Origin of the sequence: Demequina sp. TMPB413, from assembly GCF_020447105.2 — a bacterium.
Lineage (GTDB): Bacteria > Actinomycetota > Actinomycetes > Actinomycetales > Demequinaceae > Demequina.
In genome coordinates, this window is the sequence record NZ_CP096184.1 from 1237150 (window position 1) to 1252311 (window position 15162).

At 66.7% G+C, this 15162-nt stretch carries 19 protein-coding genes; 6 read left to right on the top strand and 13 right to left on the bottom strand.

What is annotated here, in order from left to right; all coding sequences use genetic code 11:
- The first annotated feature begins 8 nt into the window (after positions 1–8).
- Positions 9–656, top strand: coding sequence for a metal-dependent transcriptional regulator (locus LGT36_RS05955; RefSeq protein ID WP_226094762.1), 648 nt, complete (start codon positions 9–11; stop codon positions 654–656).
- Here the strand turns inward: LGT36_RS05955 and LGT36_RS05960 are convergent.
- From LGT36_RS05960 to LGT36_RS05990, 7 genes are all read right to left on the bottom strand, one after another.
- Complete coding sequence (locus tag LGT36_RS05960; protein ID WP_248642180.1) at positions 643–2004, bottom strand: MFS transporter; 1362 nt, start codon at positions 2002–2004, stop codon at positions 643–645. The genes LGT36_RS05955 and LGT36_RS05960 overlap by 14 nt on opposite strands.
- Positions 2001–2600 carry a metalloregulator ArsR/SmtB family transcription factor gene (locus tag LGT36_RS05965; protein WP_226264384.1) on the bottom strand — a complete coding sequence of 200 codons (600 nt, stop codon included), beginning with the start codon at positions 2598–2600 and terminating at the stop codon, positions 2001–2003. The genes LGT36_RS05960 and LGT36_RS05965 overlap by 4 nt, the downstream gene beginning before the upstream one ends.
- A gap of 74 nt (positions 2601–2674) precedes the next feature.
- The gene (locus LGT36_RS05970; protein ID WP_226094620.1) at positions 2675–4009 is read right to left on the bottom strand and encodes an Nramp family divalent metal transporter; all 1335 of its coding nucleotides are present in this window, start codon (positions 4007–4009) and stop codon (positions 2675–2677) included.
- Positions 4010–4071: 62 nt separating this feature from the next.
- A complete protein-coding gene (locus LGT36_RS05975) occupies positions 4072–5076 on the bottom strand; it encodes a hypothetical protein (RefSeq protein ID WP_248642182.1) in 1005 nt (334 codons plus the stop codon).
- Between the two features lie 25 nt (positions 5077–5101).
- A complete protein-coding gene (locus tag LGT36_RS05980; protein ID WP_226264536.1) occupies positions 5102–5725 on the bottom strand; it encodes a hypothetical protein in 624 nt (207 codons plus the stop codon).
- Between the two features lie 81 nt (positions 5726–5806).
- Positions 5807–6187 carry a DUF202 domain-containing protein gene (locus LGT36_RS05985; protein WP_226097176.1) on the bottom strand — a complete coding sequence of 127 codons (381 nt, stop codon included), beginning with the start codon at positions 6185–6187 and terminating at the stop codon, positions 5807–5809.
- The gene (locus LGT36_RS05990) at positions 6177–6554 is read right to left on the bottom strand and encodes a YidH family protein (RefSeq protein ID WP_226097177.1); all 378 of its coding nucleotides are present in this window, start codon (positions 6552–6554) and stop codon (positions 6177–6179) included. Before LGT36_RS05990 ends, LGT36_RS05985 begins: the two co-directional genes overlap by 11 nt.
- Before the next feature lie 196 nt (positions 6555–6750).
- On the opposite strand from LGT36_RS05990, the gene LGT36_RS05995 reads away from it, so the two are divergent.
- Positions 6751–7647: an SDR family oxidoreductase gene (locus tag LGT36_RS05995; RefSeq protein ID WP_226097178.1), complete on the top strand. Its 897-nt coding sequence runs from the start codon at positions 6751–6753 to the stop codon at positions 7645–7647.
- 32 nt (positions 7648–7679) lie between these two features.
- Here the strand turns inward: LGT36_RS05995 and LGT36_RS06000 are convergent, their stop codons facing one another.
- The 5 genes from LGT36_RS06000 to LGT36_RS06020 form a co-directional block, all read right to left on the bottom strand.
- Positions 7680–9122 (bottom strand): DEAD/DEAH box helicase, encoded by a 1443-nt coding sequence (locus LGT36_RS06000; RefSeq protein WP_226097179.1) that lies wholly within the window; start codon positions 9120–9122, stop codon positions 7680–7682.
- Between the two features lie 253 nt (positions 9123–9375).
- Positions 9376–10380 carry a magnesium and cobalt transport protein CorA gene (locus LGT36_RS06005; protein WP_226097180.1) on the bottom strand — a complete coding sequence of 335 codons (1005 nt, stop codon included), beginning with the start codon at positions 10378–10380 and terminating at the stop codon, positions 9376–9378.
- Between the two features lie 57 nt (positions 10381–10437).
- Positions 10438–10683: a thioredoxin family protein gene (locus tag LGT36_RS06010; RefSeq protein WP_226097181.1), complete on the bottom strand. Its 246-nt coding sequence runs from the start codon at positions 10681–10683 to the stop codon at positions 10438–10440.
- A 13-nt stretch (positions 10684–10696) separates the two neighbouring features.
- Entirely contained in the window at positions 10697–11794 is a 1098-nt protein-coding gene (locus LGT36_RS06015; RefSeq protein ID WP_226097182.1) for a permease, read from the bottom strand.
- Positions 11791–12123 (bottom strand): helix-turn-helix transcriptional regulator, encoded by a 333-nt coding sequence (locus LGT36_RS06020; protein ID WP_226264535.1) that lies wholly within the window; start codon positions 12121–12123, stop codon positions 11791–11793. Before LGT36_RS06020 ends, LGT36_RS06015 begins: the two co-directional genes overlap by 4 nt.
- Positions 12124–12286: 163 nt before the next feature.
- Here LGT36_RS06020 and LGT36_RS06025 point away from each other — a divergent pair, with 163 nt between their 5' ends.
- The 4 genes from LGT36_RS06025 (at position 12287) to LGT36_RS06040 (ending at position 14536) form a co-directional block, all read left to right on the top strand.
- Entirely contained in the window at positions 12287–12589 is a 303-nt protein-coding gene (locus LGT36_RS06025) for a PadR family transcriptional regulator (protein ID WP_226097184.1), read from the top strand.
- Positions 12586–13113: a DUF2812 domain-containing protein gene (locus tag LGT36_RS06030; RefSeq protein WP_226097185.1), complete on the top strand. Its 528-nt coding sequence runs from the start codon at positions 12586–12588 to the stop codon at positions 13111–13113. Before LGT36_RS06025 ends, LGT36_RS06030 begins: the two co-directional genes overlap by 4 nt.
- A gap of 72 nt (positions 13114–13185) precedes the next feature.
- On the top strand, positions 13186–13851 hold the full coding sequence (locus tag LGT36_RS06035; RefSeq protein ID WP_226097186.1) for a helix-turn-helix domain-containing protein: 666 nt from the start codon (positions 13186–13188) through the stop codon (positions 13849–13851).
- Between the two features lie 4 nt (positions 13852–13855).
- Positions 13856–14536 (top strand): arsenate reductase ArsC, encoded by a 681-nt coding sequence (locus tag LGT36_RS06040; protein ID WP_226097187.1) that lies wholly within the window; start codon positions 13856–13858, stop codon positions 14534–14536.
- Between the two features lie 50 nt (positions 14537–14586).
- Here LGT36_RS06040 and LGT36_RS06045 read toward each other — a convergent pair whose 3' ends face one another.
- Complete coding sequence (locus tag LGT36_RS06045) at positions 14587–15141, bottom strand: TetR/AcrR family transcriptional regulator (protein WP_226097188.1); 555 nt, start codon at positions 15139–15141, stop codon at positions 14587–14589.
- Positions 15142–15162: the final 21 nt, after the last annotated feature.

Below are 15162 nucleotides of genomic sequence, written 5' to 3' on the forward strand. Positions count from 1 at the left end.
CTCGCGCCATGGCCGTGTCGAACCTGTCCGCCTCGACGCAGGACTATCTCAAGTGCGTGTGGAACCTCCAGGAATGGTCGGGAGGCACCGTCTCGGTGACCGCCCTGGCGGAGCGACTCGGCGTGCGAACCTCAACCGCCTCTGACGGAGTCAAGAAGCTGGCCGAACAGGGACTTGTCGACCACGAGACCTACGGCGGGATCACCCTCACCACCGCCGGAGCGGCCCATGCGATCGCGATGGTGCGACGCCACCGCCTGCTTGAGACCTACCTGGTCCAGGAGTTGGGCTACGGCTGGGATGAGGTCCACGACGAGGCCGAGGTGCTCGAACACGCCGTATCCGATCGGATGGTCGCGGCCATCGACACGTTGCTGGGCCACCCCACGCGCGACCCGCACGGCGACCCGATTCCCTCGGCCGACGGTGCCGCCCACTTGCCCGAGGCGGCGCCGCTTTCCTTGGCGAAGCCTGGCATCGTGACGGTGGTGAGGCTGTCGGATGCAGATCCGGAGCGTCTTCGCCGCTTTGCCGACGCTGGGCTCACCCCCGACGTTCAGGCGACGGTTCGGGATGATGGCGCGGTGGAAGTTGCCGGTGTGGAGGTGGCCCTCGACGCCGCCGACGCTGCGGCGGTGTGGGTCACACGTTCGTAGTGCTTGGGGCCTGGACTGCAGGGTCGACGTGACGCGCCGGGCCCTGTTGCCGAATCACCAGCGACAGCAGCGCGACCGAGGCCGCGATGGCCGCCGCGATCCACGCCAAGAGGGCATAGCTCGAGGCGCTGACAATGACGCCAGAGATGCCACCGCCGGCAGCTCCAGCGGCAGCGACAAAGAAGTCGGCGCGGCCTTGGAGTTTGGCGCGCACCTCGAGGGGCGGGGCCACGCTCAACACCTTGGTGCCAGCCGCCACGCCAAGACTCCAACCGAACCCCAGCAGGATGAGACCCACCCCCATGGCGACAGCGCTGCTCGCCGGCGCAAGCGCCACGACGACGCTGGCCCCGATGAGGACGGCCCCTGCGCCGACAAACACAGGAGGCGCCCCCCACCTGTCGACCAGCGAGCCGGACAAGGGCGCGGGGAGGTACATGGCCGCGACGTGGAGCGAGATGACGGCGGCAGAGACTTGGAGCGAGTGACCGTGCGCGACCATGTGGACCGGCGTCATGGTCATGACGCCCACCATGACGGCTTGCACCCCCACCAGAGCCGCCACAGCGACGACGACGCTGCGGCGCCAGTGGGGCAAGGGGCTGGCCGCCCCCGAGGAGACATGGGTGGCGCGCACCCGATCGGGTTGCGCCGTCTGCGACGCCCGAGCCGTTGCCATCGCCGTCAAGAGCGGGTCGGGCCGCAATCGCCAGGCCAGCACCACGGCGCCGACGGTGTAGGCGAGTCCCGCGACGAGAAAGGGTCCAGAAAGCGGCGTCAGCCCCCACCCCTCGACGAGGCCTCCCGAAACGTCGGCGAGTTGAGGTCCTGCGACGGCACCGAGCGTCGTCGCGACCAAGACGACCCCCGCTGCGCGACCGCGCTCCGACGGCTCCGCGAGATCAGCCCCTGCATACCGCGCTTGCAGGTTAGCGGCCGACCCGGCTCCGTAGATCACGAGCGATCCCAACAGCAGGGGCAGTGACGCGAGGGACGAGGCGAGCACCACGCCGATCGCGCCGACCGCTCCCACCCCGTATCCCCAGGCAAGCCCCAAGCGACGCCCCCGCCGCTGGGATGTGGCACCAATGATCACGGCCGCGCCTCCCGCTCCCAGGGTGGAGAGCAGTGCGGGGATGCCCGCCGCGGCTTGAGACTGGAAAAGGTCGGCCGCGAGCAAGGCGCCGACGGTGACTCCCGCCGCAAGGCCCGCACCGGAGAGGACCTGAGCAATCACAAGCGTGCGGAGTATCCGCCGCTGCAGCTGCGCGGCGTCTTGTGCAGACGGACCCCCTGCGTCTTCCAGAAGATCTGACGCGGGCCCCGAGGAGCTTTGCGGCGCGGTCATGAGGTCACCAAGCGGCCCGCTGCACGCCATTCGAGCGCGCCAGCACGCGCCACGCGCACGTCGCGGCCGTGTTCGCGCAGTATCTTCGCGGCGTCGTACGAGAGCGTGCAGAAGCGGTCGCGGCAGTACACGACGTAGCGCGCCTCGACGGGCAGTTCCGGCATCCGACCCAGCAGGTCCTCCACCGGGACGTTGAGGGCGCCTGCGAAGTGGCCGTGGGCGTACTCAACCTCCGGGCGCACGTCGAGCACCACCTCGTCGGCGAGTGCCTCGTGATCATCGGGCGCGGGACTGACGGCGTCGTAGAGCTGGGTCAAGAGTGCCAAGACTCTCGGGCCTGCGAGGCCGTAGGTGACGGCTGGGCCTTCGCGCCGCGTCACCACAAGTCCGGCCTCCTTGAGCACTTGAAGGTGCGCCGACGCCGTGGTGAGTTTGAGCCCGGCGACGCTCGCAAGATCGCCGACGTTTCGGTCGGCTTGAGCGAGCAGCTCAAGGAGTTCGACCCGTGAACCGTTCGACAAGGCGCGGCCCACCCTAGCCACAGCGTCCCGCGAGGGCGGGCTCGGGTCGAGAAATCCGCTATTCCATGGATTCATGGAATGATCGTAACGCACATGCCGCGCCGCTGACGTGCGCCCGCGTGCGGCGACGCCCGTCCACTCTGCGTCGGTCAGGCTCCGGCGAAGGTGATCACAAGCAGCGCCACGTTCAAGGCGACAATGAGGGCGACCACCAGCCACGGCACCACCTGAAGGCGCCCGGAGGTGGCGTGCGCGCCCATGACCGCTCGCGACGATGTAAATCGCACGAGCGGCACCAGGGCGAACGGGATGCCGAGACTCAGCACCACCTGGCTCAGGACCAGCGCATACGTCGGGTCGGTGCCAACGGCTAGCACCAGGAGCGCGGGGATGAGGGTCACCAGTCGCCTGAGCAAGAGCGGAACTCGCCTCTTGATGAGGCCGCCCATCACCACGGAGCCCGCATAGGCGCCAACGGAGGTCGCGGCGAGGCCTGACGCGAGCAGCCCCACGGCAAAGACGATGCCGATCGCCGGGCCAAGAGCATCCTCGATCGCGCCGTGGGCACCGCTGATCGTGTCGGTGCCGCCCACTCCTCTGAGCGAACCCGCTGCGAGGAGCAGCATCGCGATGTTCACGGAGCCCGCAATGACGAGCGACCACAACACGTCGACTTTGGTGGCGCGAAGCAGCCGAGGCAGGCCCGCCCTGTGGGCGTCGACCTCGTCCGCAGTGGCGTCGGCCAGCGAAGCCGGCCCTTGCTGATCGTCCCGACGGGAGCCGTCAGGCCCAAAATGCGGCAGGTGCCGGTCGCGAGACAGCGCCGAGTGGAGGTAGATCGCGTGTGGCATTACGGTTGCACCGAGCATTGAAGCCGCCAAGACGACCGTGCCCGCGCCGTCGAACCTGGGCGCGAGGCCGCCGACCGCGCCCATCCAGTCGACCGGGCTGACAAAGAGTCCTGCGAGGAAGCCGACGGCGATCACCGCGAGGAAGCCAATGATGACGAACTCGAAGGGCTGCTGACCGCGCCGCGACTGGATCGACAGGAGGACCATCGAGATCGCACCGGTGATGAGCCCGCCGATCACGAGCGGAAGGTCGAACAGAAGGCTCAGGGCGATGGCGCCGCCGACGACTTCAGCCACGTCGGTCGCAGCGGCCACCACTTCGGCTTGCACCCAGTAGGCAAGTCGCGGCCACCGGCTGAGGCGCGTACCCAGGAGTTCGGGCAACGAGCGGCCAGTGACGAGCCCGAGCTTGGCGCTGAGGTACTGCACGAGCACCGCCATGGCGTTTGATGCGACGAGCACCCACACGAGCAGATATCCGTGCTCTGCGCCCGCGGTGAGGTTTGCGGCGACGTTGCCGGGATCAACATAGGCGATCGAGGCGACGAAGGCTGGCCCGAGGAGGCGCCAGAGCCCACGCTCGGGATGAGGCACCGCCTCCTTGCGCACGTCAGCCACGGCATTGTTCGGCATGCCGAACAATCTAACACCGCCCCGTGGCTGGCGCGGTCATCTCAGGATCCCGGTGCGGCGACTCAGCCCGTGTTCTTGCGTTCTGGGTCTGTCCACTTCTTCTCGGCGTCGCGGGTGGTCAGGTAGTCGTCGATTTTGTTGTCGGGGATTTGGTAGTTGAGGATGCCGTCTCCGTCGGGGTCGAACACGGTCTTCTGGTTCCCACCACCTTGGGTGCCGTTGACACAGTTGCCGTCGAGGTCGCAATCGACCCGGTGGGTGTGGGGGTTGTACACGTGCACCGTGGTGGCACCGGATGTGGTGGTCGCGGTGCCTGGTGCGTCCCTCCAGGTGGCGCCACCGTTGGTGGTGAACTCACCTCGCCACGTGGTGGTGAGCGTGAAGGTGGTGCGGTGTTCAGGTGTGCGGGGGAACGTGAACGGTTCACCCCCGTCCGCATAAGGCTTGCCAGGGTCGGTGGAGGTCCACACCGTGCCGTCAGTGTTGGTCCACGTATACAGAGTGGGCACGGCCCGAATCGTGACGGGGGTGCCCAGCAAGGTGACGTCCATCGTCCGCGGGTTCGTATCCACGATCAGGTTCACACCGAGCTCAGCGACCGCATACCCGCCCTCGGGTTGCACGTCGTACGTGTTCGGCGCAATCGGCATGGACGCCCACGCCTGAGCGACTTGCGTGTACAAGATGTCGGAGGTGCACTGGTGCCCGCCCGTTTGCCTCCACGGACCATAGACACCGTCACCAAGGTGGCGGCTGACCCACCAAGGTGCAAGGGCGACCTCACCGTCAGGACAGAAGTTCGGCGGCGGAGGCAATACCGTCGCGCACTCAGGGATCTCGTCGTCCCACACACCCGGAAACATCTCTCCCGTCAACTCCACCGTGAACCACTCGCGACACAACTCATGCCGCATCCAGCGATCCGAGGAACTCGCGCCAGCTGTCGGGGCACCTAGTTGGGCCGCCGCCTCGGTGCCGTGAGAAATGATCGAGTCGTCAGTGGTTTCGCCGGTGATCGAACCCGCCGTAAGCGTCAGGGCTACCGCCACCGCGACCAAGACAGGCACGCACCTTCCGGCCCACGAAACGGAATCACTCATCGGCCTGGAACTCGGCGCCTAACACTACCCAGTGGTCTCGTGCGTACTCGAGCCGCACGCCAAACGTTCCGTGAAACCCGCCCTCCTCATCGACAACCGTGCCTTCGCCGTCCAGCGTCCTCACCCCGCCAATATCTCCCTCGAGATTGATGTAGGTGGATCCGTCATCGGCAAGCCCGCCGGTACCGAACTCGGAAGACCACGTGAACTCGTTCCCTTCACGGTATCGACCGGCGTTCGCATCGTCCTTCGCACTCTGAATCGCACTCGCGCAGAACTTGCAGGCCTCATCGGAGATCACCTCCCAAAGCGCCAATGCTGAGGTGCGATCCTCGCCCTCATCAAAGAGCCGAGGGTACTGGGACCAGAAGAACTTCGCGAAGTTGCTCGCACTCTGGAAGTCCTCCCCCCGTGCGTTCTCGGGGATCTGTTCCAGCAGTTCCTCTTCAGGAGTCACGCTCGGCGTCGGACTTGGAGACGAGACAGGCTCAGCAGTCACAGGGACCGTCGGAGTGGTCGTCACGATCGCCCCAGGATCGTTCGAACAAGATGACAGAACAGCAGCCGCGCCCCCCACGAGGACAGCGACCGCTGCAACACGCAGCAGTCGAGTCATGCCCAGACCATACCGACCAAACCGGACTCCCGGTACCCCAAGACTGGGGGCTGTGGAAAACATCGCGTGGCGCGGCAAAAGCTAGATCGTGCCTCCTAGAATCCACACGAGCGCGCCAACTCCGACTGCCAGAGTCAATCCTGCGAGCATCGCGAGCCGCACCTGGGGCTTGGCCACCGTGGCCTTGCCCCGCCGGTTCAGATGCCCGCCGCGACCGGTCGCCTCGCCGTACGCATGACCTGCCGACGCGTGGACGAGGACGCCCACCGCAACGCCGACCACGCTCGCGATCACCACTCCGATGCCAAATCGGTCGGTCAAGAGCCGAGCCGCAACAATCCCCAGCACCGCCACCTGCAGCGCCGTGCGCCGCCATGCAAGCAAGGTCTGCCCCGCCGCGAGGTGATTGGAAGAAGGCGTCTCACCAGCGTCGGCCGAATGAAGGCCGTTCCTAACCGCCATCCCCGCCCCACAGTGCTCCCACGGCGAGGATCACCACCGCGACCACCACGCCTCCCGTGAGGTACACACCGACACGTAGCGCCGGGAGGTCTTCCCCCGCCGCAAGGGCGCGATCGGTAGCGCGCCACCCGACCCAAGCCTGGACCGCGGCGACGATGCCGAGGCCAGCGAGCACGGCTCCTGCCGCCGTCCGCCATCCTTCGGGAACCGGCATGCTGAAGGCGGTGAGCGCCGCACCAGAGACGATGAGTGCGAGCGCGGTACGCACCCACGACAGGAACGTCCGCTCATTGGCAAGCGCCACTTGCGGCTGCGCGGCACGGTGGCCAGCCTCGTTGCTCGCCCCCTCGTCGTCCACGTCCGTCATCTCGACACCTCCATCAGGGATACGCACAAGCGTTGCGCTGGGAAAACAACTATCACCCATTGCCACGCCTTCCCGCGAGAGGAGCAACCCGCTTCACTCACCGCGAAACCGGTCCGCGAACGGATGACGACGGCGCCTACAACGGTTGCATTCGATACCGGACAAATCGCCCGCGACCCCGATGCAGGGAGGCAGCATGTCATTTGACCAGTTGACGCACGACAACCCCGCCGAGCGCTTCGCCAACATTGAGCCCAAGGCGCAGGGCCAGGAGTTCCCCGGCAAGGATGCGGACCTCAAGCCGCACGCCGAGCTCGGCGAAACAACGTATCGGGGCACCGGCCGCCTGATCGGTCGCAAGGCGCTCGTCACCGGCGGAGACTCGGGAATCGGTGCGGCGACGGCGATCGCCTTCGCGCGGGAGGGCGCCGACGTTGCCCTCAGCTTTCTTCCAGAGGAGCAGGAGGACGCGGAACACATCGCATCCGTGATCAGGGAAGACGGCCGCAAAGCGGTCTTGCTACCGGGCGACATTCGCGACGCCGCGTGGTGCCAGTCGCTCGTCGATCAGGCGGTCGAAGCCCTCGGCGGCCTGGACATCCTGGTCAACAATGCGGGGCGCCAAACCTATGTGAACAGCATCGAAGAACTCTCAGACGAGGAGTTCGACGCGACCATGAAGACCAACATCTACGCGATGCACTGGATCACCAAGGCCGCGATGCCTCACTTGAAGCCCGGCGCCGCCATCATCAACACCACGTCGGTGCAGGCGTACAAGCCGTCGCCGATCATCGCCCACTACGCGGCGACAAAGGCCGCGATCAAGGCATGGACCAAGGCGATGTCGCAGGACCTGGCCCCCGAGGGCATCAGGGTCAACGCCGTCGCGCCTGGCCCCGTGTGGACGCCGCTGCAGGTCACCCAGGGCCAGCCGCCAGAGAAGCTCGAGGGCTTCGGCCAGAGCACCGCGCTTGGACGGGCAGGCCAGCCGGTCGAGATGGCTCCAGCCTTCGTGTTCCTCGCTTCGCCCGAGGCCAGTTTTGTGGTGGGCGAGGTCGTCAACGTCAACGGCGGCCAACCGACCCCGTAGAGGGGTCGGCGGCCGCCGCTTGTGACTGAAACTTAGCGCGAGCGCCTGCGCGAGGAACCGCTCGCAGAGAAGGCGGCCGCTCCCCCATGGCCACCGCGGTGTCCACCGGTGCGAGCCTGAGCTGGCCTGGCTTGCGAGGAGCGTCCGTCGGCTGAGCGCACCTCGGATGACCGGCCCTGGGCAGAACGCCCAGCGGACTGACCCTGGCGAGGGGCGCCAGCAGCGCCACCGGCACCACGGCGTCGTCCCCTGCCGGGAGCACCGCCCTGACGCTGGGGCTGATCGGCCACCGGGACCGGCTTGACGTAAGGAGCAGTCTCCCCGACCAAGGACGCGACCTGGGCGGACGAGGCGCTGACGGCCTGCGGCCGCACCTGAATGCTGGCGCGGCGAAGCAACTGGTCAGTTTCCCGACGCTGCTCTGGCAGCACCACGGTGACGACGTCACCAGCAGAACCGGCGCGGGCCGTGCGACCGGAGCGGTGCAGGTAGGCCTTGTGCTCGGCCGGCGGGTCGACGTGGACCACGAGTTCGACGTTGTCGACGTGCACTCCACGCGCGGCGACGTCGGTGGCCACGAGCACGCGGTGCGTGTCTCCCTGGAAGAGCGCGAGGTTGCGGTCGCGCTGACCCTGCGAGAGGTTGCCGTGCAGGTCAACAGAAGGGATGCCAGCCTCGGTGAGCTGCTTGGCAAGCTTCTTGGCCTGGTGCTTGGTGCGCATGAACAGAATGCGGCGACCAGTGCCGGAGGCAAGGGCGTGAACCAACTCGCGCTTGGCGTCGGCGCCGCCCACGTGGAACACGTGGTGCGTCATGGCCTCGACGTGGCTGTCTTCGTTGTCCACCGAGTGCGTGATGGGGTTGGTGAGGAACTGGCGCACCAACTTGTCGACGCCGTTGTCCAGCGTCGCGGAGAACAGCAGTCGCTGGCCGCGAGCAGGCGTCGCCGTCATGATGCGCGTGACGCCTGGCAGGAAGCCGAGGTCGGCCATGTGGTCGGCCTCGTCCAGCACGGTCATTTCGACGGCGTCGAGGGTGACGTGGCGCTGCTTCATGAGGTCTTCAAGGCGGCCGGGGCAAGCGACGACGATGTCGACGCCCGCGCGCAAGGCGCGCTCCTGACGCTGCTGGCTGACGCCACCGAAAATCGTGGTGGTGGTCAGTCCATATGCCTTGGCGAGCGGCGCGATGACGGCGTCGATCTGGGTGGCGAGCTCACGCGTCGGCGCGAGCACGAGGGCGCGGGGGCGACCGGGGCGAGACTTGCCGCCGCTGCGGCCCAGGCGGGCGACGATGGGCAGCGAGAAGGCGAGGGTCTTTCCAGAGCCCGTCTTGCCGCGGCCGAGCACGTCGCTACCAGCGAGGGTGTCGGGAAGCGTGTCCTCTTGAATGGGGAACGCCTTGGTCTTACCTTCGCGCTCGAGCACGTCGGTGAGTTGAGTGGGGACGCCGAGTTCGGCGAAAGAGCTTGACAAGGAAGTGGTGCCTTTCGGGGCATGGTGCCGGGCGCGCGTGTGCGCTATCCGTGATTGTCACGGCACCGGCATTGGTGGCGAATCGCGAAGGTGTTCGCGTCCGTTCGCCGAAGAGAAGTTCTACGAGCCGCGCGGCCACGAGGGCTATTGCGCTGGCGAGAAGGAGAAGCAATCTGCGACGCAGGAGGGCTTCGGAGGCCCTGCAAGTGTTCCCTAGCGTATCAGGCCACTCGCCAAGCCCCTAGCGCGCCCCCTAAAGCCACCCCTTCTTCCTGAAGATGACGAAGAGCGAAGCGCTCGCCACCAGCATCAGGCCCACCGCCATCGGATACCCGAGGCGCCAATCGAGTTCCGGCATGTATCGGAAGTTCATGCCGTAGATCGATCCGATCATCGACGGCAGGTACAGGATGGCCGCCCACGCCGAGATCTTCTTGGCTTGCTCGTTCTGGGCGATGCTCGTCTCGGTCTGACGCTGGGACGTGATCGTGCCGTGCGCGTCGAGGACCTTGTCGAGCAGCGAGCGGAAGTTGTCGACCCTGTCGCCGACGCGGACGACGTGGCCTTGCAGGTCCCGAAAGAGTCGCTTCAGTTCGAGGTCCTCGTCGCTTTCGTCGAGGTTGTCCCGCACCTCTTGGAGCACGTCAACGAGCGGGCTCACTGTGCGCTGAAAGGCGATGATCTGACGGTGCAGTTCGTAGATGCGCCGCGAAACTTCTACAGCGGGCTGGTACGAGAAGACCTCGGCCTCGATCTCGTCGATGTCGTTCTCGAGTCCGTCGAGGACCGGATCGTAGGTCTGAACCACATGGTTGAGCACGGCCCATAACACTGCGCGGGATCCCCGTGCCAAGAGCTCCCTTCTGTCCTCAATCTCGCGGCGTACTTCGCCAAGGTCGGGCTCGTGGGTACGGCGCACGGTGAGCACGGCCTTGTCGCTGACGACGATATAGACGCTGTCGAATTCGACCGTCTCTTTTTCCTCGTTGTAGTGAGCAGCATGCACCACCAGCACCAAATCTTCGCCGAACTCTTCGACTTTGGTGCGCGCCCTGCGCCTGCCCATGGCGTCGACAACGAGGTGGTGGACGCCAAACTGGTCCCCGATGCGCTGAAGCTCGTCAGCGTCTGGCCGCTCGAGGTCGATCCACGCAAAGGAGGGGCCTCGCTTGGAAGCGCGGCTCAAGGCCTGCTCCACGGTCAGGTCATCACTAACACGCTCGCCCTTGACGTAATACGCGGAGTCCACAACGCTCATTCACTCAGCGTATGCCGACTCGGCTCCCGGCCGCATCGCCTGGAGCAGCGCCCAGTATCAGGCGAGCGCGGCCGTCACGTAGTCGGTGGTCTCCGCAACGGAGGGCACGCGTCCGCTGACCACGACGGCGCCGTCAATTACGAGCCCCGGCGTCGACATGATGCCGTACGCCGCAATGTCGGCATAGTCGGTGACCTTGACGACGGTGGCGTCGGCGATGCCTGTTGCGGCGAGCGCCTCCTTGACGTTCGCTTCGAGGCGGGTGCAGTTGGCGCAGCCTGGGCCAAGAACCTTGATTTCCATGATGTCTCTCCCTTTACGTGAGGATGGCGTTGAACAAGTAACCGACGGCGACGATGCCCACGGCTACGACGCCCACGAAGGCGCCCAGCAGCGGCAGTTTGAGCACGCGCTTGAGCAGCACCATCTCTGGCAGCGACAGCGCGACGACGCTCATCATGAATGCGAGCAGGGTGCCCATGGGCACGCCCTTGTCCGCGAGCGCCTCGACGAGCGGCAGTGCGCCGGCGGCGTTCGAGTACAGCGGCACACCGAGCACGACGGCCACGAGCACGCCAACGGGGTTCTCTGGGCCAGCATGCTCAGCGAAGAAGTCCGAGGGAACCCAGCCGTGGATGACGGCGCCGATGCCGACGCCGACGAGCAGGTATGGCCACACCTTGCCGAGGATGTCTCTCACCTCTTGGATCCCGATGCGCACCCTCAGGCGCGGCGATGGGCGGGTGTCGACGCCTGCCGCACCGGCGCCGGGGGTGCCTGGGCCGGGCGACCCGGCGGCGCTCGTCGCGCTGACGAGCAGGTTCTGCTTGAGCACGAACGGCTCGACCCAGCGCTCGACGCCCATGCGTCCTAGCACCCAGCCGGCGGTGATCGCGATGAGCAGCCCCGCCGCGACGTAAAGCAGCGCGATCTGCCAGCCGAACGCGGTCCACAAGAGGCCGACGGCAATCTCGTTGACCAGGGGCGAAGCGATCAGGAAGCTGAGCGTCACACCGATGGGCACCCCAGCCCCCACGAAGCCGATGAAGGCCGGCACCGCCGAGCACGAACAAAATGGCGTGGCGACGCCGAGCCCGGCCGCCATCACGTTTCCGACGCCCTCGCGCCTGCCGCCCAACAGAGCGCGAGTGCGCTCGATCGTGATGAAGGTGCGCAGCACGCCCACCGCGAAGATGATCCCGGTGAGCAGCAGCGCGATCTTGACGGTGTCGTAGAGGAAGAAGTGCAGCGCCGACGCTGGACGGGCGTCCGGATCGAGGCCAAGGCCGTCGAACAGAAGCCAGTCCCACATGCGTTCGTTGAGTTGGTACGCGCCGAGCCACACGAGCGCAGCGCCGACGCTGACGGCGCCGATGCCGCGCTTGGTCTCCGGCAAGTGGCCAACGAGCGTCATGGCGTCGCCTCTGCGGACGCGCCTGGCAGCGCGGTGGGAAGCGCACGAGCGAGACGGGAGGCCGCGTCGTCCGCCAGGGTGTAGTCGATCCACCGGCCGCGGCGCTTGCCCGTGACGAGGCCAGCCTCCTTGAGCGCCTTCAGGTGGTAGCTGAGCACGTTCGCCGCGACGCCCGCGACGGGCTCAAGTTCGCAAGCGCACTGCGTGCCTGCTGAGGCGAGGCTGGCGAGCACGCGCCAGCGCGCAGGCTCGGCCACGACGGCAAGGAGCGCCACGGCGTCAGCGTCCACCTGCGGCGCCCAGCGAGGCATCGTCATTTCGATCACCATCGAAGTATCAGTCTGCAAGAGCGGCTCGGCAAAGGACCGAAGTCCCTGGCGATTCGGCCGCAAGGCGCCGCCTTGCGCGGAATGCGCGCATTGAGGCTCGCTCAGTCACATCACGCCACGCTGCATCATGACACGCTATATCGCACTGTGATACATTGCCGGCATGGCAGACCTCAGGGAAGAACTCAGCGAGACGATGTATTGCATCTTGCTCGCGCTGCGCGAAGAGCGACACGGGTATGGCGTGATTCAGCACGTCACCGACTTCACTGCCGGCTACGTGCAGTTGGGTGCCGGGACGGTGTACACGAGCCTCAAGAAGCTTGAACGGGCGGGCTGGATCGACCGCACTCGCACTGAGGATCGCCGCCACTACTACGTGCTGACCGAGCGCGGGCGTCAGGCGCTCGCCGACCAGACGCGCCGCATCGAGCGCCTCCACGCCTACGGAAAGGGCATCGCATGACCATCAAGAATGCCTGGCTTGCACCATTCACCCACCCAACACCCGCGCGGCTTGAGGCGTGGCTGGAACGAGAGGCCGCCCAAGGCTGGGAGCCGCGAGAGCTTGGCGACATGAGCGCGATCCGGCTGCGCCTGCACAGCACCAAGGCCGTCACCATGCGCTACGTGGTCGACCCGCAGCGCAGCATTGACGCCGATTACCTCGAGACCTATAGAGACGCCGGCTGGGACTACGTGGGCGAACTGTCGAGCCTGCACGTATGGCGTCGCCGGTACCGCGGGGACCGCCCCGAAGCCTTTACGGACGGCGCGAGCCGACATGCGCGGGACCGGCGCCTCGCGTGGGTCACCGGGGCCGTTGCGGCCCTCGCACTCATCGGGATGACGATCCGAGTGGGACTCGGCCTCACGGGCACGGGCGCATCCTCAGAGGACTGGGTGCTGGAGGCGGGAGTCCTCGCACTGATCGGTATCCCCTTGGCCGCCGTGACGGCAGTGCTCTTGCGACGTGGGAGCGCCCGCTAGCCAGCTCCGGGCGACTGCGCGACGCGCGCCGCCCGATTGCCCGCCGCACCCCACCGTGATATTGTCTCAATCGTGGTTGAGATAACTCGAGCCGATGTACACGCCGCCCTGGCAGAGCCGCACCGGCTCGCGATCATCGACGCCCTCGCACTCGAGGACCTTTCCCCTGGCGAACTCGGCGAGCGAACTGGCCAAACCTCCAACTTGCTCGCCCACCACCTTGGCGCACTCGCACAGGCCGGCGTGATCCACCGGAGGCGCTCAGACGCTGACGGCCGACGCTCGTACCTCACGCTCAACTGGGACAATCCCGTGGTCGCCGCGACGGCCCTCGCTGGCCCCGCACCCACCGGCAGCCGCGTCGTCTTCGTGTGTTCAGCCAATTCCGCCAGGTCCCAATTCGCGGCCAGCCTCTTGGCAGGTCACAGCGTCGGCGAGGTGGCCTCGGCCGGAACAGAGCCTGCCTCGGCCATTCACCCGCTCGCCCTCGCGGAGCTGCACGCGCGAGGTCTGGAACCCATCGCACCGCGCCCCACGTCGGCGCTGGAGGTCCTGCGTCCCCACGACGTAGTGGTCGCCGTGTGCGACAACGCCTTCGAGGGACTCGGTCGCGATCGCGTCGATCTCCACTGGTCCATCCCGGACCCCGCCGCCGGCGACGCCGACGACTTCCGCCACGCCTTTGACAACCTCACCCCCCGCGTCGGCCGCTTGGCCGAGGCCCTCAGCAAGGGATAGCACCATGGAAGAAAACCTGCACAGGGAACACACCCTCACGATCGACCAGACGGTCGCTCTTCAGACAACGGCCGCGCGCCTCGAGGGTGAGTTCGAAGGAGTCTTCGGCCGGGAGACCATCGAGCACTTCTTGGTGAGTTCTTACGACCAGTTCGCGGCCAAGGCGACCGTGACGACGTTCCTGCCGCTGCTGGCGGAACGCTTCGCGCGCCAGCGACTGCACGCCTTCAGCCGTGTCGAAGGCTTCGTGGCCGACGGCAAGCCGGTGGTGCTCTTCCTGTGCGTCCACAACGCTGGCAAGTCGCAAATGGCGCTCGGCCTTTTCGACAAGCTGGCCGCGGGCCGTGCCGTCGCCTGGTCCGGCGGCTCGGAACCGGGAACGTCGCTCAACCGCTACTCCGTCGAGGCGATGGCGGAGATCGGGATCGACATCACTCAGGAGTTCCCCAAGCCGTGGACGGAAGAAACGCTGCGCGCGGCGGACGTCATTGTCACCATGGGATGCGGAGACTCGTGCCCCGTCTACCCCGGCAAGCGCTACCTCGACTGGACGTTCGACGCCCCTCCGGGGGACTCGCTTGAGAACGTCCGCCCCGTACGGGACGCGATCGAGGCGAAGGTTCGTGGACTACTCGCCGAGTTGGGCGTCGAGGTCGACGAAGGCGCACTGGCGTCGCAGGCCTAAGCTCGCGAGTGCCAGCGGCCGCGCGGTCGGTCGGCCTCAGCGGACCCGCCTCAGGCGGCGGCCACGAGGGAATCAAACGCATCCGTAGCCGCGTCGGGACCCATCGGTAGGCCAGCGTCAAGCCACCAACTCACGAAGGTCATGAGCGAACCCGCCAAGAACGCTGCTCTCATGTCCGCACTCACCGGATGGTGAATGCCCGCCGCCTCGCGCTCCCTGATCGTCTGCAAGGCGCGATCGGCGAGCATCTCCCGCGCCGCTCGCGTCACCAGATCGATGCCGCTCGTTCCGAACAGTGCCCCGAACACCGGGTGATGCTCGGCCACGTGATGGAACAATCCCCGTACCGGAAGGACCGGACCCTCAAGCCCCGACTCGTCCTCTAAGAACCTGTCGATGTCAGCGGTGAGCCGCTCCATCGACGACAACAAGAGGTCATCCTTCGTGTCGTAATGCGCGTAAAACGTCGAGCGCCCCACGTCCGCGCGGTCGATGATGTCTTGGACAGTGACCTTGTCGTAGCGCTTGGTCTGAATGAGACCAAACAGCGCCTGTTGAAGCGACCGCTGGGTACGCGCCACTCGCCTGTCGTGCACTTGAGACATCAGACTCCTTGGTGATCCCTC